Raw genomic sequence first — 20,243 nt, 5'->3', positions numbered from 1 at the left:
ATGGCCCACGGCGCGGCGCACTCAGCTTCTTTCTGCCCAAAAAATGCAAATCCCCAAGCGCTCAAAGGTCGCCAACGGTGTCCACATCACGCAGCCGGTCTACATGCGCTATGCGCAAGCCCGCCAAGCTGCGCTCGGTGTCGCGCAGCGCGTGCGCACTGGACCAACGCACGTCCGCAAAGATTCCCACAGGCACCGCCGCTGAGCGGCGCATACCTATGAGCCAGTACCCGCCATCCTCCGAAGGCCCAAAAACCGCCTCGGCGCGCCCAAGCGCCTTGAAGGCGCTTGCGACCCGCGCCGAAGTCACGTCAGGGATATCGGCACCGATGATGCAGACCGGCCCGGGCGGCAAGCCACGCAACAGCCGCCCCATCCGTGCGCCAAGGTCGCCCCGACCTTGCGCTATCCGTGGCAGATGGGCGGGCCAAACCCGGCTGGCCAGCCCCTCAGCGTCAGGCGACACCGCCAGCACCAGCTCCCAACGGGGGTCTTCAAGGCTGCGCAGCAACCGGTGCACCTGGTGGCGGAACCACCACGCCGCAGCCACCATCCCCAGATCAGCCCCAAGGCGGGTTTTGACGCGGCCCGGATGCGGCTCCTTGACCATGACGACCAGTGTTTTACGCAAAATAGTCCCGCAGAATGCGGCCATAGATCGCTTTCAGCTGGTGGATTTGGTCCACCCGCACCCGCTCGTCCACCTGATGCATGGTCTTACCCACCAAGCCGAACTCCACCACCGGGCAGTGATCCTTGACAAACCGCGCGTCTGAGGTACCGCCCGAGGTCGACATCTCCGGCACCTTGCCGGTCTCTGCCTCCACGGCCGTAGCGACCATGGCTGACAACTCGCCCGGCGGGGTCACAAAGCTTTCGCCGGACACCTTCACTTGCATCGAAATCGTGGCCCCGCTTTCTTCCGCCAATGCGTCCGCGACGCTCTGCAACCACTGGGCAATGGACCCCGAGCTATGCGCGTCGTTGAAGCGGATGTTCACGGTTGCGCGGCATTCCGCAGGGATCACGTTGTTGGCGGGGTTGCCGGTGTCAATCGTGGTGACTGCCAGGGTGGAGGCGTCAAAGTGGTCAGTCCCCTGATCCATCTCATGTCTGTCCAACTGGTCCACCAGCCGCGCCATCACCGGCACCGGATTCAACGCGCGGTGCGGGTAGGCCGAGTGTCCCTGCACGCCCTTCACCGTGAAATAGGCCGTCATCGACCCGCGCCGCCCGATTTTCATCATCTCGCCCATCTCGTTGGGACAGGTGGGCTCACCCACCAGGCAGCCGGTCATCGCCTCGCCTTGCTCTGACATCCAATCCAGCAACGCCACGGTTCCGTCCGTTGCCGGCCCCTCTTCGTCGCCGGTGATCGCCAGAATGACTGCCCCGTCAGGTGGCGACTCCCGCACAAAATCCACAGCAGCGGCGGCAAAGGCCGCGACGCCGGATTTCATGTCTGTGGAGCCACGCCCGTAAAGCCAGCCGCCCTTGATCTCGGCCCCGAACGGGTCAACGCTCCAGTCGGCAGCGTCGCCAACCGGCACCACATCGGTGTGGCCGTTGAACCCAAAGCTGCGATTGGCCCCTTTGCGGCCCCAGCGCGCATAGAGGTTGCAAACCTCGCCCCGATCAACGCGGTGACACTCAAATCCGGCCTCACCCAAAATGCGTTGCAGCAGCTGCAATGCCCCGCCTTCTTCCGGCGTGACCGAGGCGCATCGGACAAGGTCTGCGGTCAATGCCACCGGGTCAAGTGCTTGTGTCATATGGGTTTCCGTCCATGATGAGGCTTGCCCGTGTTCTGCCATGCCCCGCTCAAGGCAACAAGCAAAACGGCGTAATCCGCCATGGCCAGGTGCGTCAAAAATCGCAGTGGGTCGGCCCCAATTTGAACACAAGTTGGGCCGCAATGTCTTAAAATTATCAGTAAATCGCCCTTGATCGTTCACCAATTCGAACAGATTGGCAGTTACTCATTCCCCAACGGAAACCATGTTCGGTTTGTGTGGGATAAAGAGTTATGAAGCAGATCACAGTACAGGCATATGGCCAATTAGCATATCTCGGCAGGGTCTCGACCCAGCCGGAACTCGTGCTACAGGCAAATGGGCGGCCGTCAGTTGGCGGCGGCGTTCTTCCCGGCATTGGGAACATCAACGCGGCGCCACAGGCCTGCGCGGAAACAGGTCTGTTGGGGACCACGCGAGTGGCAACGCCAGACGGCCCGGTCGAATTGCAGGAACTGGTGCCAGGCGATCTGGTCCTTGATGGCAACAATGTTGCAGTCGCCGTGAAACACATTCTGAAAACCCCGATGACAAAAACGGCCATCTGCATCCGCGCGCCGTATTTCGGGCTGGACCAGGATCTGGTGATTGGCGCGGATCATCGCGTCGCGATTACGTCCGACACTGCAGAATACCTGTTCGGCGCTGAAACGGTGTTGGTGCCGGCTTGGGCCATTAAGGACGGGCGCAAGGCGCAGCATTGGGAACTTGCCCCGAAGGCACAGCTTTATCAAATCCAATTGGAAACCGCCGCGACCCTGAAAGTCGGCAAATGCGCGCTGGAAAGCATGCCGAAATCAGGTCAAACCGTCGGCAAGGTATTGTCGGTGGAAGAAGCCCGCTGTTTCGCGGCCGAGCACAAGTCCGGCTACCAGAACTAGGTCTCCGTCGCTCCCTGCCCTGACCCTTTTTCTTCAAAAAAGGTGGTGCTTTGCGCCACGACAATCGAATTCTCGTCGCGCGCGCGTTGCATCAGTTCGCGCTCTTCGTCCGGGATGTCATGTCCTTCCGCCAGCCTTTCGTCCAAGCTGCCGTAACCCGTCACGTCCAGAGGGGCCAATCCGGCCTGCTTGAGCAATGCCACGCATTCGCGAACGGCCTCCGCCTCGTCCACGCCGCTGGAATAGCAAACCATCGCCGCACCGCTGGCGCCGTCCGGCAGATCGTCACCGTCTTTGCGTCCAACCTCGACGAGCAAGGTAAACACCTGGTGCTTTGAGCCCGCCTTTGCCCCCGGTTTCGCCATTAGGTTTGCCCTTTTCGATCCGCATGCGTTCCCTGCGGGTCCGAGTGCCGCGCCGGCACAAAACTGTCAAGACTCTTGAGACGGGAAGGACACTTGGCTAGGGTACACGGTGCAACGTGGGGACGGCGCAATTATGTTAAGATTCATTATGTTGGCCGTTATGGCTTCTATCGCAATGCCGGTTATGGCGCAGGAAGATCCAATCAAGATCACAACTGTGACCCGCGCGCCCTTCTCGATGGTCGAGAACGACGCCGACATCGGTTTCAGCGTGGAGCTCTGGCAAATGCTGGCGGCCGACCTCGGGCGCCGCACCGAATTTGACCGCGCAGATACCTTCGCCGAGATGCTGGATCGCGTCAAAAACGGCGAGGCAGACGGCGCCATTGCCAACATCTCGATCACGGCAGAACGGGAAACCGCTCTGGATTTCTCTCAACCGATATTCAACAGCGGGCTACAGATCATGCTACCGCTGGAAAAAAGCGGGTCTTCTGTCCTCGGCGCGTTGTTCACCCGCGACATTGCGGTCGCCGTGTTGATCGCGATTGGCCTTCTGTTTGGCGGCGGAATGCTGATGTGGCTGTTTGAGCGCCGGCGCCAGCCCTATTTCGACCGCCCCGCAAAAGAGGCCGTCTTCCCGGCGTTTTGGTGGGCCCTCAACCTGGTGGTCAATGGCGGTTTCGAAGAGCGCATGCCAATTTCGCGAGCCGGCCGGTTCTTTGCTGTTGTCCTGGTGGTGGCCAGCCTGTTCATCGTCTCCGTGTTCGTTGCAAAAATTACTGCCGCGATGACGGTTGATGCGCTGCAGAACTCGGTCACTTCAGTGAATGACCTGGAGGATCGCAGGGTTGGAACGCTGCAAGACTCTACCGCCGCGCTGTATCTCGACCAGCGGGAAATCAACTACATCACCTTCGCCAACGTGGAAAATGCTTTCGCCGCGTTTGAGGCCAAAACGCTGGATGCCATCTTCTTCGACGGGCCGATCCTGTCCTACTACGTCCGCACACGCGGGGCCGGGAAGGCCCGCATGGTGCAGCGCGTGTTCAAGCCTGAAAATTACGGCATGGCGTTGCCGTCAGGCAGCCCGCTGCGCGAACCGATTAACCGCGCGCTGCTGCAAATGCGCGAAGACGGCCGCTATGACAGCCTTCGCACAAAATGGTTTGGATCGCAGCGGTGACTTAGTCCCGCAGCAACTCGTTGATGCCTGTTTTGGACCGCGTGCGCTCGTCCACCCGCTTCACGATGACCGCGCAATACAGGTTGATGCCGTTCTTCGATGGCATCGAACCTGCCACAACCACCGAGTAGGGCGGCACTTCGCCATACATCACTTCGCCAGTCTCGCGGTCCACGATCTTGGTGGACTGGCCGATGAACACGCCCATGCCAAGCACGGACCCTTCACGCACGATGCAGCCCTCAACCACTTCGGACCGCGCCCCGATGAAGCAATTGTCTTCAATGATGGTCGGCCCGGCCTGCATCGGCTCCAACACGCCGCCAATGCCGACGCCGCCCGACAGGTGCACATTCTTGCCGATCTGCGCGCAGGATCCGACGGTGGCCCATGTGTCGACCATGGTGCCCTCGTCTACATATGCGCCGAGGTTCACGAAGGACGGCATCAGCACCACGGTCGGCGCGATATAGGCAGATTTGCGGACCACGCAATTTGGCACGGCGCGGAAGCCCGCCGCTTTCCACTGATTGTCGCCCCAGCCTTTGAACTTGCTGTCGACCTTGTCCCACCAGCCACCACCTTGTGCGCCGCCGTCATGCTGCTCCATGTCTTTGATGCGGAATCCCAGCAGCACGGCCTTCTTGGCCCATTGGTTCACATACCATGACCCATCGTCTTGCTTCTCCGCCACGCGCAGCTTGCCGCTGTCCAACGCATTCAAAGTATCTTCGATCGCGTCGCGTTGCTCGCCGGTGGTGGCCGGCGTGATCGTGTCGCGCGCATCCCATGCGGCCTCGATTGCGGTCTCAAGTTGAGCGTTGGACATATGTCGGCTTCCTCTAATCGTGTGTGGCGTCAGCGTTGTGCAGCCTATAGACCTAACGGAACGCCAAAGGCAATCAAGAGGGCTACGATGAAAGACGACAACCGAAAGCACCCGTTCCGCTATTCCAAGCAGGACGTCGAAGCCGCACAAGAGGTGCCCGACACCCCGCAGACCCGCTCCCCCGCATATGCTTTGGCCTTTGCGGACAACGAATTCCTGTGCCGCGACGAATTGCGCCCGGTGCGGTTGCAGCTGGAACTGCTCAAACCGGAGATGCTGATGGATGAGGAAGACATCCGCTCCACCATCGTGCTGTTCGGCGGCGCGCGCATTCCGGAGCCTGCAAAGAAAGACACCGCGCGCACCGAAACGCTGTCGGGCCTGTCGCAATATTACGAAGAAGCCCGCATCTTCGCCAAACTGATGACCGAACGCTCTGACGGGCATGAGGACGTCATCGTCACCGGCGGCGGCCCCGGCGTGATGGAGGCCGGCAACCGCGGCGCCATTGACGCGGGCGGGCGCTCCATCGGGCTCAACATCGTGCTGCCACATGAGCAAGCCCCCAACGCATATGTCACGCCGGAGCTGTGCTTCAATTTCCACTACTTCGCCATCCGCAAAATGCATTTCCTGATGCGCGCCAAGGCCGTCGCCGTCTTCCCGGGCGGGTTCGGCACGTTGGATGAAACCTTCGAAGCGTTGACCCTGATCCAGACCGGCCGCATGGCGCCGGTTCCGTTCCTCTTGTTCGGCGAAGAGTTCTGGCGCTCCATCATCAACTGGGAGGCCCTGGCCGACGCGGGCACCATCTCGGAAGAGGATCTCAGCCTGTTCAAATTCGTCGAAACCGGCCAGCAGGCGATGGACGTGATCGACGCCTGGGAGAAATCCCCCGCCCGCGCGGCGATCCCGGGGCGCTGAAGTCTTCGGCTTACAACGGCCGCCTCGTCGCCCACCCCTGACCGAGTGTTTGCATAACGCCGGCAAGCTTGGAATGATTGCCCCAGATTCGTTCAAAACCTTTTAGCGACCTGATTTATGTCCACAATCTCGTTCGAGGCTGCCCCGCCTGAACATCAAGAGCTGCAATTGAATACCCAGCGCCATCGCTTTGCAGGGATCAGCAGCGATGCGTCGCCAGATGAGGCCTTGTTGCATCTGGCGTTTCATGGTGACCACCGGACATATCTTCTGGTTGATGGCACCCTTCGAAAAAAATGTCACAGGGCTGTTTGACCTTGATGTCGTAGACGTGCCCACGACCTGCTTGTTCAAGGGCGAGCTGTCCACAGATGTGGAAGAGGCAGCCCCCTATCTGGTCGACCTGACCTTGCCGGAGGATCAGAGCGTTGCCGGCCAAACCGCCCCCGCATTTCATCGCGACTATTTCGAAAAGCATTGGGGACGATCAACCGGTGTTCTTGTTCGGACCACCGCGTCCCATGATGAACTCCGCGACCACTTCCGAAAATTCACCAAAGTCCAATGCGAAAATGAAGACGGCTGGCAGTTCTTTCGATTTTGGGAACCAAGAATTGCGGCGCAGTATTTTTCAATCATCGCAACGTGGCCAGAACGGATCAGCAAATGGTTTACCACATCCGGGGGTCATCAGCTGACACTGCTCATCGAACAGGACAACGGGAAGGGCGTTTTGGAAGTCTCGCCCAACAAGCTGATACCGGCATCAAACCGCGCTGTGGGCCCTCTGACTCTCAGCAGTTACGAAATGGATGTGTTTCGCACGGATCAAACCCGACGCGATATCAACAAGATCTCAGGTTTGCTGAGGAAAACCTTTCCAACGGAGCTTAATCATCTCTCCGATAGCCTTCTGACGCGGGAGATCTCTCATGCGGTCTCCGTCGCCCGTCAAGCAGGATTCCTCCGGTTTGAAAACCTCTTCCTTATTTCAGCTTGGGCCGCATTTTTCGGGCGGCACTGGCTCAATAATCAGACCAGCGCGATACTGCACTCTGACCACGCGGAGGATGAGCGTATCAAAGCCCTCAAGCAGGCTATGAGCAAAAAGGAAACTCAGGATGGACCCTGATGAAATTACGGCTCGTGCAGAACCGGTAGGCATGGTCAACGCCGGAGAATTTGCATGTCCAACGGGCAAATGTGCCCGACCCATTGGCGTCCAGTTTTTGTACGATGACGGCTTCAATACACCCATTGTGGATATGCCCATAGAACTACGCGATGGTGCTGGCGCCATGCTGGTGGCTGAACTTCCGACGACCGCGCCAATCTCTGTTGGCGCGCGGGATGCTGTAACGGGCACGGGCGCGCTCAGAACCGATCTAGGTGTCGCGCTATATGGTGAAGCTCCTTACAACGGTGCCGCCCAAGCATTGACCAACCCCGGCCGCGACATCGGCGCAACTGAGCAAGAAGCTTGGGAACTGGAAAAAACACTCGTCGCCGGTCTGTTCGATTTCGAAGTCAAAATGACCGACAAGTTCGCACCCTTCGTGTTGGAATGGGAACGTGAGGGTTTTGCTGGCGCTGGGGCAGAATTCGTCAACGGCATAGGTAAGGGGCTGTCGAACTGGTGGAATAGCGAAAAAGAATTTTGGGGAAGCGCTTGGGGGTTTCTGAAAAGTTCCGCGGCAGCGATGGAAAGCTATTTGCGTCGAAACCCTGACCTGTCGCTGGGGCCGATAGGTATTTCCAATTTCCTCAGCCGCAAGCTGTTGGAGACGTGGAACAACAACGAAGACGAAATTTTCGAGGCGTTGGAAAAAATCAGCGCCTGTTTCAAGAAGCTGATGGCGGGGGACTTTGACGGCTTCATGACAGACCTGCTCAAGCTAAGCGGGCTGGCTGCGCTTGGCGGGGTAATCGGCGAATTTGGCGAATTGATCCAACAGTCGATCCAGGACGGTATCGAATGGATGAATGGCCTGATCGAAATTGTCTCTTACACGCCTGTTTTGGGCCTGATTGCCAATACCATGATGAAGGTCGTCTTTATGATGACACCCAACTTCTGGGCTAAGCTCTTTGGGGAAGGCACGGGCTTCATCCTCCCGGAAGTGTTGATTTGGGCCATCACGTCGATCATCGCCGCGCTATGTACCACGACCGGTGTTGGCGCTGCGGCCAGCGCCGGGTTGCTGGGAACCCGTGCTGCGAACTTGGCGCGCAAAATCCGCTCTGCCATCAAAGGGTCCGGTGCCGTTCGCGCTGTGCTCGCCTTCATGGACGACATCGCGAAGATCATTGAGCAAATCGGCCCACTCGGAACCAAGCTGCGCCAGGCCATCCGCTTTGCAGCCGACGACATAATGGACGCAAGACGCCGCATGTATCGCCCATCCTCCTACTATAAGCGAAGGTTGGATGAATTGGCTCGAACGCATCCCGGTGCGCATGGCCCTCAGAATCACGGTTGGAACGTATCAATGAAAGCGCTGCGAGAGCGTATCTTGTTAAAGAAAGACCCGGCCACCAATAAGATAAAGAATTTCGCACCGCCGTATTCGACCAAATTCAATTCTGCTGTCGATCAGGTGAGGGCCTACGACTATCTAATAGAAAATCTGGACAAGTACGAAGAACCATTAGCGAATGCAAGAAAGACCAATAACGACTACATAGTATTAAAGTTCGACATTGTTGACCTCTGGGAAGAGAAGGCCAATGTCAGGTTTTCGGGTTACAAGCGCGTTGGTTCTAGCAAAAATCCCTCCGGAGTCGATAGTGTAGACTTCACGGACGGAACTATCGCAACTGGATTTAAGGTCAGCCATCCGGACGACCCTGGACAACCACTAACGCTGATTTATGACAGCTCATACCCAAAGCCAAAGGAATAAGAATGCCACCTTTGAACAAAAAAGAGTTCGAGCTTCGGTACTCATCCGTTTCGTCTGTCTTCGATAGCTACTTCAATGCTGGGCATTTTGACGAAGAACGACTGACAAACTATGGCGATAATTCTGCTCCACACTCGGAATTTCTAGAAGAAAGGCTTCGCGAGTTTCTCGAGCATCGTCCCATAAACGACGACGAATACGAGAGATTCTTTGGCTTTGACTTCGACGGAACTGATAGGCTCTACGCCTATTTCGGGCTCGTATATAATTGGTTTTTCGCCAATGGCCCGGAACCAGATCTAACCGATTTTCTAAAGGACTAACGTGGTCGCAAAGGTCACTAATTCCGTCTATCTGTTTGGCGAAACATACCCAGAACTTCATTGGCTGTTCGAGACATATCTGGACGGCGACAGCGACCGGGACGAATTTCTGGAAGCCGAGGTCAAGGACAATAACGGCCCGTCTAAGCCCAGGCTCAAACAGGATTTCGAGCTGTTTCTGGAATACCGCCCTCTGCGGCACGAAGACTACGAACGCAAATTCAAAACCGATTTCGCATCAGAAACCGCGCTCTACAATTACGTGCTCGGCCTCTATCAATGGATTTACAAAGATAGCCCGGAGCCTGACTTGATCGACTTCTTGGCCGATTAACCTCACTCAAGGCACCAGCCTGTACTCCACAAATTCGGTCTTCTGGAAGAACCGGAAATTGTCGTCCGAGATCATGGTGACGCGGATGTTGCCCGCGTCATTCGCCCAGACGGATATGCCTTCCAGATTGTCATGCGTGCCCGGGGTGGTGGTCAGCAGCGTCTTTTCGTCCCGCAGCCGGCCCTGCCCGACAATGAAACTGCGGATGCGGGTGGAAAAAGCGGACACGCCGTTGAAATCGCGCTCCAGGATGTACAGCCGACCGTCTGGCCCGAAATCCGCCCCGACAACTAGGAATCCGCCGCGGCGCGGAATTTGCAGGCGGCTGTCCCACCGGCCTTTGTTGTTGCGCCAAACAGGGAACGGTCGGTCCAACCGGCCGGACCGCTCGGGCACCGTATACAGCACACCGTTGCCATCGACCGCCAAAGCCTCCAACGAGGAGTTGTTTTGCAAGTAACGAAAGGACGGTGGCATTTTCAGCACCTCGGACGGTCCGTCCAAAGCCGCGAACTTCCGAATGACATGATGCCCCTCAAACGAGACGTAGATGTCGCGCCCGTTATGCACGGCCAGCCCTTCGGCGTCCGTGCGATAGCTGACCAGCGGCTCTGCGTCGGTGCCCAGGATGGTGCGGAATTTGGCGTTGTCGATGCCTACGATCCGGCCACGGGACCGGACAAAGACCCCTTCGGCAAAAAGCCCCTTGTCGGTGGTCGCCAGAAAGCTGCTGCCATTGGCCGACACTTCGATGGAGGAGAAGCCGCCAAAGCCCTCTGCGGGCTCGCCCCAGGTGCGCGACCCGACAAGCTCCAATGACTGGGCCACCGCCGCGGCGCCCCAGACAAACAAAATCAGAACCGACAGGCTCAGTTTGATTGCAGCACTCCAACGCATTGGTTTGGTAGGTCGGCCAACCGCAATTCGCGGCGTTTCTTGGGCGGCGGGGCGTTCGGGTCAGGGGGCGGCGGGTTCAGAATGTTGTTGACCCATTGCTGCGCGTCGGCGCATCCGTCACCGGCCGGCGGCGGGGTCTGATCCACGCAGCCGCGCGACCCCTTGGGGCAGGCCAGCCGCACATGGAAATGGTAGTGATGCCCCCACCAAGGCCGCACTTTGCGCAGCCACGACCGGTCGCCCTTGGCGTCCTTGCACATCTGCACCTTGGCACCCGGGAAGACAAAAATCCGCGCCACGCGCGGGTCCGAGGCCGCAGCCTTCAGCACCTCGTGATGCCCACGCGTCCAACCCGAATTCACAAACGCGCCGTTGGACCGCCGCATCGAAATGGCCGAGATATTTTCCCGCTGGTTGGCGCTCAGGCTCATGGACTTTGCGGGGTTCATCCAGATGTCCGCGTCCAGCCCGATCTGATGGGACCGGTGACCCGTCAGCATCGGCCCGCCGCGCGGCTGGCTCAAATCGCCAACATATAGTCCTGCCCACCCCTGGCGGGTGGCCACCCGGCTTAGATCTTTGACAAAATCAACCGTGTCGGGATGCCCCCAATTGCGGTTGCGCGACAGGCGCATCGCCTGCCATGTCGGCCCGGTTTCTGGAAGCTGCACCAGCCCGGCGGCGCATCCGTTGGCATAAGACCCAAAAGCTGCAGGCGTTTGCGCCGACCCCGACCGCTTCGCCCCAAACAGCGTCTTTGCGATGATCTGCCCCTGCGCGCCCAGGTCTTTGCGCACCTCAGGCGCGGCGGCACGGTCCGACCCGCCACAACTTATCAAAACAACAGTGGAAAGCCCGGCGATTAAGTGGCGGAAGCCCATACCTCTTCATCCTCTCCTTCAGGTTTCACCCAGAGTAGCAGGATGAGTCCCAAAAGGAAGAGCACGATCACGGGACTTACGCCAATCCGCTGACTTTCTGAAACAGTTGTCACAATCGCAATCAGCATCGGCGCAAGAAAAGATGTGGCCTTGCCCGCAAGCGCATAAAGCCCAAAGGCTTCCGTCATGCGCTCGGGGTTGGCTTGCAACACCAACATGGTGCGCGACGCTGCCTGCAGCGTGCCTCCAGCCGCGCCGACAACGCAGCCGCAGAAATAAAATGCCAAGTCCGAGGTCGAGAAAGGCCCAAGCACATCCTCCATCGACACCATGACGCCGAAGATCGACTCTTTCGAAATGGACACAATCCCAATTGCCGCCAACATCAGCGCGACAATGCAGGAGACGATCACAGGCTTCGGACCAAACCGGCTGTCTGCACGGCCTCCCAAAAAGGCGGAAATCGCGCCCGCAATAATTGCCAAGATACCGAAGACCCCAACATCGACCACAGTCCAATCCAGAACGAGCACCGCGTAGACACCACCAAAAGTGTACATGCCGTTCAAAGCATCCCGATATAGCATCGATGAACCAAGATAGGCGGTGAGGCTCGGGCTCTTCGGAAGCTTCGATAGTGTGACTTTCAGGTCTGAAAAGCTCTTTCGCACTACGTTCTTGGGGAACGGTTTGTGCGGCCCCGGCTCACGCACCCAAAGAAAAAATGGGATCATGAAGATCATGTACCAAAGCGCGGTGAACGTCCCTACAGATCTGGTCCCTTCACGCAATTCCGGATCAAGGCCAAGTATTGGCTGAATTCCGATCAGCGTCTTTCCCTGCTCATTCTCAGCAAGCAGACAGAGGATCAACACGAGAGACACCAAACCGCCCACGTAACCAATCGAAAACCCGGTGCCGGACAGTTTTCCAATTTCCTCGCGTGGCCCCAAATCAGGCAACATGGCGTTGGTAAAAATTGTGGCGAACTCCATGCCAATCAGACCGATAATGAAGAGGCCCAGCACCAATGCGACGTTCATGACATTGGGCGCAGCCAACCAAACTCCACACGCCCCAACGACATACAGAGCTGAGAATACCCAGATAAACGGAAGCCGCCGGCCTGAGCTATCCGCGACAGCCCCCATTACCGGAGCCAACGCGGCAATCAACAGACCTGAAATTGTAAGCGCCCAGCCCCATGTTGACTGGGCCTGGGCCTTTGCTGCGCTCTCGATTAGGCCGCCGTCCATCAGCTGTTTCGCAACAACCGCAGCAAAATATGGCCCGAAAACAAATGTGAGCAATGACGTATTATACGGCTGGCTGGCCCAGTCGAACATCATCCAGCCGCGCACGCGCTTCTTTAACGGAATATCCGTCATACCTTCATTGTCCCCCAGACTATGTCGTGGATTAACCACCCGGAAACTATCGGAGGCAAGGTAAAACTTACCTTAATTTGTGACGCTTACGTCAGCGTCAGCTTTAGAATGGCGGCCATGGGCGCCGCGCCTCGGCGTCGATCCATGCCGCGATCCAGTTGGGAACATCTGGCGTTTCGGCACCAGGTGCCACGGCCTCCACAATTTTCGCAGTTGGCACGATGCCGTTTTTGTCCGTCACCGCTGCACGATAGAGGATATGCGAGGTCGCCTCCCCCTTGCTCCACATGGATTGCTCCAGATACAGAAATTTGTCATCCCAGCAGACGGCGCGCGACCGGATTTCGACCTTCTGAAACATCCGCACGCGGCGGCGATACCGCACCGACGCGCCCGCCATGGTCAGCCCCCATTTGTTGTCGTTCAATGCGCGGATCAGCCCCGCGCGTTTAGCGAGCGGCAGGCGGGACAGGTCGTACAAGGTCAGGGTGCGGCCGTTGTTCAGCTCCATCCACAGGTCAATGTCCCACGGCCAGCAGCGATGGGTCGACACATGCGTGTCCGTCAGCCCCAAATCGGGGGCATTGCGGAATTTTACGAATTCTTTGATCAGGCGGATGACAGGGTACATGCCCCTCAGTTGGCGCTTCTGGCCGCGAGGTCAACCCGAACCACGCGTCACGCCCATCTTGCGCAAAGGACGCCCGCGCACTACCTGTCTTGAACAGACCAAATCGGAGCCACTCATGACGTCCCTGTTTCAAATCCTGCTATTGCTGATCGGCGTGGTGCGCACCGTCATTATCATCCACTTCATCATGAGCTGGTTGATCAGCTTCAACGTGGTGAACCTGCGCCAACCCATCGTGGCGCAGCTATGGTTTGGTCTGCAGAGGTTGCTGGAGCCGATCTACGGCCCCATTCGCCGTTTTGTGCCGAACATCGGTGGCATGGATCTCAGCCCGCTGGTGGCATTGCTGGGCGTCTACGCGATCGAGATCATCCTGCACAACAACGCCAGCTTCTTCCTCTAAGACGCAAACGGCGCGGCGCTGCCCCAAAGCTGCTTGACCCGCTGGTCGCGGCCGCAGGCGTTGCGGTATTTCTTGTAGGCCTTGGCCTTGGACACCAACCCGAAACGGGTCAGCACCTTGTCGTTGCTCTTGTAGTAGTCCTGATGCCCCGCATCGGCGGCGTAAAACGGCCCGGCCCGCAAAATCGGCGTGACGATCTTCTGACCCAGCTCCGCCTCGGCGCGCGCTTTGGCGGCTTCGGCGGCCTGCTGCTCCGCCCCGTTGCTGACAAACAGCGCGGTGCGGTAGCTGGCGCCGCGATCGCAGAACTGCCCGCCCGCATCCGTCGGGTCGACCGAACGGAAGAACATGTCATAAAGCTTGCCCAGCGGCAGCTTGGCGTTGTCGTAGGTGATCTGCACCGCCTCGTAGTGGCCGGTCCCGCCTTTGGTCACCTGCTTGTAGGTCGGGTTGGCCAGCTTGCCGCCCGCAAATCCCGAAACAGCACCTTTAACGCCCGGCACACTTTCAAAATCCGATTCCACGCACCAGAAACAGCCCCCCGCAACGGTGATGGTCTTGGTCTCAGCATAGGCGCCGCCCGCCAGCATGGCGAAAGCGGCGGCAAGGAAAACGGGTTTCAGCATGGGAGCACTCCTGATCTAACGCTTGCGGTACGATCTAGGGGGCGGCGGCGCATCTCAACCCACGACCGCGTGAGCTCACCAATCGGTGATCAATCCAGGGCGTCCACGTACCCGTCAATCTGTTTGACCCGTTCGCCGCTGTTGGGGTGGGTCGACAGCCATTCCACCGGCTCCACGCCTTTTTTCGACATCTCCAGGAAGAACAGCTTCAGCCCCGCGGGGTTGTAGCCCGCGTCCCGCGTCAGGGAGACGCCGAATTTGTCTGCCTCCGCCTCATGCTTGCGCGAGAAGCTCAACGACAACAGCAGGTTGCCCTCCAGCAAAATGTCTTCAATGAACGGGCCGGTGTCGCCCGCAAGGAAGCCAATGATGAAATAGAGCCCCAACGACCGGTAGGTCTGCGTCAGCCCGTGCTTCTCAACCACATGCCCGATCTCATGGCCCAGCACCCCCGCCAACACGTCGTCTTGCCCGAAGCGTTGCGCGAATTGGTCGGTCATGATCACTGTACCGCCCGGCAGGGCAAAGGCGTTCGGCCCCACCTTTTCCATGTTGCGAAACAGCAGGTTGAAATTGGCGTCGTTCACGTCGTCGGCGGGCAGCGCGGCCAGCAGGTTGGTGAAGATGGCCCTGATGCGCTCCTGCTCGGCGTCATCCAGCGTGGTGGGTTGGGCGCGCATGGCAAAGTCGATGGTTTGCAGGGTGCCTTTGTCCAGCTGTTCCACCAATACGGGCGGGGTCAGCGCAATCGCGCCCGCAACCAGCAGGTCCAACCCGTATTTCCAGATGATGATGCAGCCAACAATCGCCGCCGCTACAAACCCGATCAGGCGCGGGCGAACGGCCTCGTATTCGTTCAGCTTTTCGCCGTAGGTTTTGCCCGTCAACGCGGCGATCTCTGCGCGGTCGTCGGTCTCGTAAAGGGCGCGGTCGGGAAAATGCAGCTTTCGGGCGGCTGTCCCAATTGGCGGGTCAACGCGGATCTGGCTTAGCGGGGCAGAGGTGATAACTGTGCCGGTGTTATCGACTATGTCGACGACAACGTCGTCTGGCCCCGACCCTTCGCCCTGAACGGGCGCGCGGGTCAACAGCCGCGCCGCAATCTGCGCAGAGCTGTTAGATGCAAAGGCCCGTCCTTCTACGGACAGGCCAAAGCGTTGATACGGATCGGTGGCGGCCACTTACAGGGGCATCCCGAAGTCGACGCCTTCCAGATCGGTATAGGCATCCGCGACTGACATGCCGTCTTCCACCTGCTTGCCCACAAAATCATCTAGCGACCCGCCGGGGATCAGGAAGGTCTGTGTCGCCAGGTATTTGTGCATCCGCACATGCGCCCATGGCAGCATCAGCCCCAAGGTAAAGGCCACAACAATCGCATTGGACAACGCGATCCACAAAAGCTTCGCCGGGCCAACGGTGGACCGGAATTGGTGTCCGCCTGTCAGGGTGGTGTTGTTGTACATCGTGTTGCGGATCATGGCCTGATAGATGAACCCTGCGGGCAGCAGGGCCACAAAGAACAACAGATACAAAAGGCCAAGAACTCCAAGCGCCGCCGGGTCCGGGTCGCCGCCGTTGTCCAGCGCTTCCAGCGCTTCAAATGCGCCAACAACGCTGTTGCCCAGAAGCAGGGCCGACAGCAGGCCCACCACCAAAACCCATCCGAACGCAAAGCCGAAGGCTTTGACGAAGGGTTTCAAGGAGACATCAAGCAGAAATTCGGCATTGCCCAAACGGTAGTTGTTCACCACGTATTGCTTGACGGCTTTGTCCACGATCGGGAAGGCAAAGAACATCACGACAATACCCGCAATGCCCAAAATTGCGCCCAGGGCCACGCTGCCGCTGGTAAATGCCAATGCGCCGCCGCCGCCCAAAAGCGCCGCGATCACGATATAGGCCACGATCGGCATCAGGATGAAGACCACAAAGGCGCGCCCTGTCTTGCCCACAAAGTTGAACCGTACGTTGGAGAAGCTGGAAACCCGCGCGTTGAACTGCATGGATTTCACGATCAGCCACGGGATCAACACCAGCAAGCCGAGCACCAGGATGATGCCAAGGAACGGCACCAGCGAAATGATCAGCGAGAACGCGACATAGCCACCGATGAAAATCAGGCGGCCAATCAGGATTTGCCCGCCGGTTGCGTGGTAGTCAAAATTGCGGTCCTGAACGAAGGTGTGGTTGTAGAAATATTTCTTGGTGCGCACCTTGGCCCATGCCGAATAGATGCCGATTGTAATGATGCTCAGCAGCAGGTTCACGATCCAGATGCCGAACCACTCGCCGGCCTTTCCGCGAAACTCAAACTGCTGGGTTCCGCCCGAACTCAGGTCACTCATTGCACTGTCCCTTTTTTGGTTAATTACTTGGGGGTAATCGTATCTCTGCCGCCCTGTCTTGTGAATCCCCTTTCTTTCCGGCCCAAAAAGCCGCTTTCTTGTCGATGGGATACGCGCTCTAGTGATGTCAAAGAATGGGGATTGAGCCATGAAAATTGCCTGCTGGTCCGGCCCGCGCAACCTGTCCACCGCGATGATGTACAGTTTCGCAAACCGCACCGATTTCACCGTCATGGATGAACCGTTTTACGGATCTTTTCTGCGCGAAACCGGCCTGCCCCATCCCATGGCCTCTGACGTGATCAAGGCGCATGAAAGCGACTGGGAAAAGGCCGCGGCCTCCTGCGCGGTCGAGGGGCGCCCGCATGTCTATCAAAAACATATGTGTCATCACATCTTGGAACAGACCCCCATGGGCTGGGCTGAGGACTGCCGCCATGTCTTCCTAATTCGTCATCCGGCCCGGGTGCTGGCCAGCTATCAGGCCAAGCGGGAAGAGGTGACGCTGAACGATATCGGCGTCGAACAGCAAATCGACCTGTATGAGGAATTCGGCGGCATTGTCATCGACAGCGCCGATATCCGGGACAACCCCGAAGCGATGTTGCGTGCGCTCTGCGCCGCGCTGGATCTGGATTTCGACCCGGCTATGCTGTCTTGGCCATCAGGCGGCATCGCCGAAGATGGCATCTGGGCACAACACTGGTACAACGCCGTCCACAAGAGCACGGGCTTTGCGGGGCCCGAAGGTCCGTTGCCGGACCTTTCAGGACATCTTGCAGAGCTGTGCGAGGATGCCCTGCCAGCATACGCGATTTTGCGCACGCAGAGGCTCAAACCTAGTTAACATCAGGTTAAAGTGATTACATTCAGAGGCTTAGAAGGTTCCCCGCGGGGAACCTTTTCGTTTACTTGAACCGCTTGTCGCGTGCGGCCAGCAGTTTGAGCCGCAGCGCGTTGAGTTGAATAAAGCCCGCCGCATCCGTCTGATCATAGGCCCCTGCGTCTTCCTCAAACGTCACATGCGCCTCGGAATAGAGCGAATGGTCAGACCACCGGCCAACCGTCCGCGCCGAACCCTTGTAGAGCTTCAGCTTCACGGTCCCCGTGACGTGCGCCTGCGAGGCATCGATTGCCGCTTGCAACATCTCGCGCTCCGGTGAGAACCAGAAGCCATTGTAGATCAGTTCCGCATAGCGCGGCATCAGCTCGTCCTTCAGATGTGCCGCCCCCCGGTCGAGCGTGATCGACTCAATCCCGCGATGGGCCTCCAACAGCAAAGTTCCCCCCGGGGTCTCGTACACGCCGCGGGACTTCATGCCGACAAACCGCCCCTCGACCAGATCAAGGCGGCCGCAGCCATGCTTTCCGCCCAGTTCGTTCAGCTTGGCCAGGACGGACGCTGGCGACATCGCCTCGCCATTGATGCTGACCGCATCGCCCCTCTCAAACCCGACTTCCACATATTCCGGGGTCTCGGGCGCATCTTCGGGATGCACGGTCCGCTGGTATACGTAGTCCGGCGCCATCTCGGCTGGGTCTTCCAGAACCTTGCCCTCGGACGAGGTGTGCAGAAGGTTCGCGTCTACACTGAACGGTGCTTCGCCGCGTTTGTCCTTGGCAATCGGGATCTGGTTTGCCTCGGCGAATTCCAGCAATTTGGTGCGCGACGACAAATCCCACTCCCGCCACGGTGCAATGACCTTGATGTCGGGGTTCAACGCATATGCGCTAAGTTCGAACCGCACCTGATCGTTGCCCTTGCCCGTCGCGCCGTGGGACACCGCGTCAGCGCCGGTTGCCTCCGCAATTTCAACCAACCGTTTCGAGATCAATGGCCGCGCGATCGACGTGCCCAGCAGGTAGAGCCCTTCATAGACCGCATTGGCCCGAAACATCGGGAAAACGAAGTCACGCACAAATTCTTCGCGCACATCCTCGATGAAGATGTTTTCGGGTTTGATGCCCAACAGTTCCGCCTTCTTGCGCGCGGGCTCCAGCTCTTCGCCCTGACCAAGGTCGGCGGTGAAGGTGACAACCTCGCAGCCATATTCGGTCTGCAACCATTTCAAAATGATCGAGGTATCAAGGCCACCGGAATAGGCGAGAACAACTTTTTTGGGCGCGGACATCAAAACGTCTCCGAAGATTGGGTGTTTGGCGGGCGATACCGCCTTCGCAGATGGGACGCAAGGCCGCGCGCCGATGTGATTGACGGCTGAGCGCGATCAGGCGTTAACTGAGCGGCATCAATTCCAAGGGGCACGACACATCAACATGACCGATTTTGAAACGGCGGCGCGCCGCGCAACGGCCCAGATGCGCCAGGTCTTCGACGCCACCCCGCTGCAGCGCAATGACTACCTGTCCGACAAATTTGACGCCAACATCTGGCTGAAGCGCGAAGATCTGTCGCCGGTTCGGTCTTACAAGATACGCGGCGCATTCAACGCAATGCGCAAGCAGCGCGCGCTGAACCCCGACCAACGGAACTTTGTCTGCGCAAGCGCCGGGAACCACGCGCAGGGGTTTGCCTATATGTGCAAGAGCTTTGAGGTTCGCGGCGAGATTTTCATGCCGATCACCACGCCCCAGCAGAAGATCGACAAGACCCGGGCCTTTGGCGGCGAAAACGTCAAGATAAGGTTAACCGGGGATTACTTCGACCAGACCCTCGCGGCCGCGCAAGCGCATTGCGCCGAGACTGGCGCGCATTTTCTGGCACCGTTCGACGATGTGGATGTGATTGAAGGCCAGGCCTCGGTCGCGGTTGAAATCCTGGACGGCCTGGAACACGCGCCCGATTTGGTGGTCTTGCCCGTCGGCGGCGGCGGGTTGTCGGCGGGGGTGACGAAATTCATGTCGCTGACCGCCCCCTCAACCGCGTTTCGATATGCGGAACCTGCCGGCGGTGCCAGCCTTGCCGCCGCATTGGCAAGTGGCGCCCCGACAACACTGCCCCATGTGGACAATTTCGTTGACGGCGCGGCCGTCGCCCGCATCGGCAATCATACATTTGCCGAACTGTCCGGGGTGAAACCGGACCATGTCCTCAGCGCGCCCGAAGACAGGATTTGCACCACCATCATCGAGCTACTGAATGTCGAGGGAATCGTGCTGGAGCCCGCAGGCGCGTTGGTGCTGGACGTGATGGACGAATTACGCCCCTTGGTGAAGGGCAAGACCGTTGTTTGCGTGACCTCGGGCGGGAACTTCGATTTCGAACGGCTGCCGGAGGTGAAGGAGCGCGCCATGCGCTACGCGGGGCGCAAGAAATACCTGATCTTGCGCATGCCGCAACGCCCGGGCGCTTTGCGCGAATTTCTTGACCTTCTGGGGCCAAATGACGACATCGCGCGGTTTGAATATTTGAAGAAGTCGGCCCGCAACTTTGGTACGGTGCTCATCGGCATCGAGACGGAGGACGCGGCCACTTTTGATGACCTGTTTGAAAAAATGGAGATCGCAGGATTTGAACACCGCGATATCACCAATGACCCCGTACTGTCTGAGTTTCTGATTTAGGCCTGC

The 20,243-nt window shown here is 58.6% G+C and carries 21 protein-coding genes; 9 read left to right on the top strand and 12 right to left on the bottom strand.

The window, feature by feature from the left end; all coding sequences use genetic code 11:
• Positions 1–61: 61 nt before the first annotated feature.
• Together Q0899_RS15120 and dapE are read right to left on the bottom strand one after the other, a co-directional pair.
• On the bottom strand, positions 62–631 hold the full coding sequence (locus tag Q0899_RS15120; RefSeq protein WP_299193859.1) for a TIGR04282 family arsenosugar biosynthesis glycosyltransferase: 570 nt from the start codon (positions 629–631) through the stop codon (positions 62–64).
• On the bottom strand, positions 624–1,772 hold the full coding sequence (gene dapE / locus Q0899_RS15115; protein WP_299193857.1) for a succinyl-diaminopimelate desuccinylase: 1,149 nt from the start codon (positions 1,770–1,772) through the stop codon (positions 624–626). Before dapE ends, Q0899_RS15120 begins: the two co-directional genes overlap by 8 nt.
• A gap of 254 nt (positions 1,773–2,026) precedes the next feature.
• Between dapE and Q0899_RS15110 the strand changes: the two genes are divergently transcribed.
• A complete protein-coding gene (locus Q0899_RS15110; protein WP_298295390.1) occupies positions 2,027–2,674 on the top strand; it encodes a Hint domain-containing protein in 648 nt (215 codons plus the stop codon).
• On the opposite strand, the gene Q0899_RS15105 is transcribed toward Q0899_RS15110, so the two are convergent.
• Complete coding sequence (locus Q0899_RS15105; RefSeq protein WP_299193854.1) at positions 2,671–3,039, bottom strand: hypothetical protein; 369 nt, start codon at positions 3,037–3,039, stop codon at positions 2,671–2,673. The two genes, Q0899_RS15110 and Q0899_RS15105, sit on opposite strands and share 4 nt — an antisense overlap.
• 133 nt (positions 3,040–3,172) lie before the next feature.
• Between Q0899_RS15105 and Q0899_RS15100 the strand changes: the two genes are divergently transcribed.
• Positions 3,173–4,225, top strand: a complete 1,053-nt coding sequence (locus tag Q0899_RS15100) for a transporter substrate-binding domain-containing protein (RefSeq protein WP_298295386.1) — start codon at positions 3,173–3,175, stop codon at positions 4,223–4,225.
• Position 4,226: 1 nt separating this feature from the next.
• On the opposite strand, the gene dapD is transcribed toward Q0899_RS15100, so the two are convergent.
• On the bottom strand, positions 4,227–5,054 hold the full coding sequence (dapD, locus tag Q0899_RS15095; RefSeq protein WP_298295384.1) for a 2,3,4,5-tetrahydropyridine-2,6-dicarboxylate N-succinyltransferase: 828 nt from the start codon (positions 5,052–5,054) through the stop codon (positions 4,227–4,229).
• 87 nt (positions 5,055–5,141) lie between these two features.
• Between dapD and Q0899_RS15090 the strand changes: the two genes are divergently transcribed.
• The 4 genes from Q0899_RS15090 to Q0899_RS15075 all read left to right on the top strand — a co-directional run bounded on the left by Q0899_RS15090 (position 5,142) and on the right by Q0899_RS15075 (position 9,538).
• Positions 5,142–5,978 (top strand): LOG family protein, encoded by an 837-nt coding sequence (locus tag Q0899_RS15090; RefSeq protein WP_298295382.1) that lies wholly within the window; start codon positions 5,142–5,144, stop codon positions 5,976–5,978.
• A gap of 247 nt (positions 5,979–6,225) precedes the next feature.
• Positions 6,226–7,110: a DUF4123 domain-containing protein gene (locus Q0899_RS15085; RefSeq protein WP_298295379.1), complete on the top strand. Its 885-nt coding sequence runs from the start codon at positions 6,226–6,228 to the stop codon at positions 7,108–7,110.
• Positions 7,100–8,881, top strand: coding sequence for a hypothetical protein (locus tag Q0899_RS15080; RefSeq protein ID WP_299193851.1), 1,782 nt, complete (start codon positions 7,100–7,102; stop codon positions 8,879–8,881). The genes Q0899_RS15085 and Q0899_RS15080 overlap by 11 nt, the downstream gene beginning before the upstream one ends.
• A gap of 324 nt (positions 8,882–9,205) precedes the next feature.
• Positions 9,206–9,538 (top strand): hypothetical protein, encoded by a 333-nt coding sequence (locus Q0899_RS15075; RefSeq protein ID WP_299193849.1) that lies wholly within the window; start codon positions 9,206–9,208, stop codon positions 9,536–9,538.
• Positions 9,539–9,544: 6 nt separating this feature from the next.
• On the opposite strand, the gene Q0899_RS15070 is transcribed toward Q0899_RS15075, so the two are convergent.
• From Q0899_RS15070 to Q0899_RS15055, 4 genes are all read right to left on the bottom strand, one after another.
• Positions 9,545–10,435 (bottom strand): esterase-like activity of phytase family protein, encoded by an 891-nt coding sequence (locus tag Q0899_RS15070; protein ID WP_298295373.1) that lies wholly within the window; start codon positions 10,433–10,435, stop codon positions 9,545–9,547.
• Complete coding sequence (gene mepA / locus Q0899_RS15065; RefSeq protein ID WP_299193846.1) at positions 10,408–11,316, bottom strand: penicillin-insensitive murein endopeptidase; 909 nt, start codon at positions 11,314–11,316, stop codon at positions 10,408–10,410. The genes Q0899_RS15070 and mepA overlap by 28 nt, the downstream gene beginning before the upstream one ends.
• Positions 11,298–12,704, bottom strand: a complete 1,407-nt coding sequence (locus tag Q0899_RS15060) for an MFS transporter (protein WP_298295369.1) — start codon at positions 12,702–12,704, stop codon at positions 11,298–11,300. Before Q0899_RS15060 ends, mepA begins: the two co-directional genes overlap by 19 nt.
• A gap of 103 nt (positions 12,705–12,807) precedes the next feature.
• A complete protein-coding gene (locus Q0899_RS15055; RefSeq protein WP_299193844.1) occupies positions 12,808–13,335 on the bottom strand; it encodes an acyl-CoA thioesterase in 528 nt (175 codons plus the stop codon).
• A gap of 115 nt (positions 13,336–13,450) precedes the next feature.
• On the opposite strand from Q0899_RS15055, the gene Q0899_RS15050 reads away from it, so the two are divergent.
• Positions 13,451–13,738, top strand: a complete 288-nt coding sequence (locus Q0899_RS15050) for a YggT family protein (protein WP_298361454.1) — start codon at positions 13,451–13,453, stop codon at positions 13,736–13,738.
• Here the strand turns inward: Q0899_RS15050 and msrA are convergent.
• The 3 genes from msrA to Q0899_RS15035 form a co-directional block, all read right to left on the bottom strand.
• A complete protein-coding gene (msrA, locus tag Q0899_RS15045) occupies positions 13,735–14,364 on the bottom strand; it encodes a peptide-methionine (S)-S-oxide reductase MsrA (RefSeq protein WP_299193841.1) in 630 nt (209 codons plus the stop codon). The two genes, Q0899_RS15050 and msrA, sit on opposite strands and share 4 nt — an antisense overlap.
• Before the next feature lie 89 nt (positions 14,365–14,453).
• Complete coding sequence (locus Q0899_RS15040) at positions 14,454–15,545, bottom strand: M48 family metallopeptidase (RefSeq protein ID WP_299193839.1); 1,092 nt, start codon at positions 15,543–15,545, stop codon at positions 14,454–14,456.
• A complete protein-coding gene (locus Q0899_RS15035) occupies positions 15,546–16,712 on the bottom strand; it encodes a YjgN family protein (RefSeq protein WP_299193837.1) in 1,167 nt (388 codons plus the stop codon).
• 148 nt (positions 16,713–16,860) lie between these two features.
• On the opposite strand from Q0899_RS15035, the gene Q0899_RS15030 reads away from it, so the two are divergent.
• Positions 16,861–17,559: an HAD family hydrolase gene (locus tag Q0899_RS15030; RefSeq protein WP_299193835.1), complete on the top strand. Its 699-nt coding sequence runs from the start codon at positions 16,861–16,863 to the stop codon at positions 17,557–17,559.
• 61 nt (positions 17,560–17,620) lie between these two features.
• On the opposite strand, the gene Q0899_RS15025 is transcribed toward Q0899_RS15030, so the two are convergent.
• Complete coding sequence (locus Q0899_RS15025) at positions 17,621–18,844, bottom strand: argininosuccinate synthase (protein WP_299193833.1); 1,224 nt, start codon at positions 18,842–18,844, stop codon at positions 17,621–17,623.
• 145 nt (positions 18,845–18,989) lie between these two features.
• Here Q0899_RS15025 and ilvA point away from each other — a divergent pair, with 145 nt between their 5' ends.
• Positions 18,990–20,237, top strand: a complete 1,248-nt coding sequence (gene ilvA, locus Q0899_RS15020) for a threonine ammonia-lyase IlvA (RefSeq protein WP_299193831.1) — start codon at positions 18,990–18,992, stop codon at positions 20,235–20,237.
• Positions 20,238–20,243: the final 6 nt, after the last annotated feature.

Origin of the sequence: uncultured Litoreibacter sp. (genome assembly GCF_947501785.1) — a bacterium.
Taxonomy (GTDB): Bacteria; Pseudomonadota; Alphaproteobacteria; order Rhodobacterales; family Rhodobacteraceae; genus Litoreibacter.
This window is presented reverse-complemented; position numbering and strand designations above follow the sequence as displayed.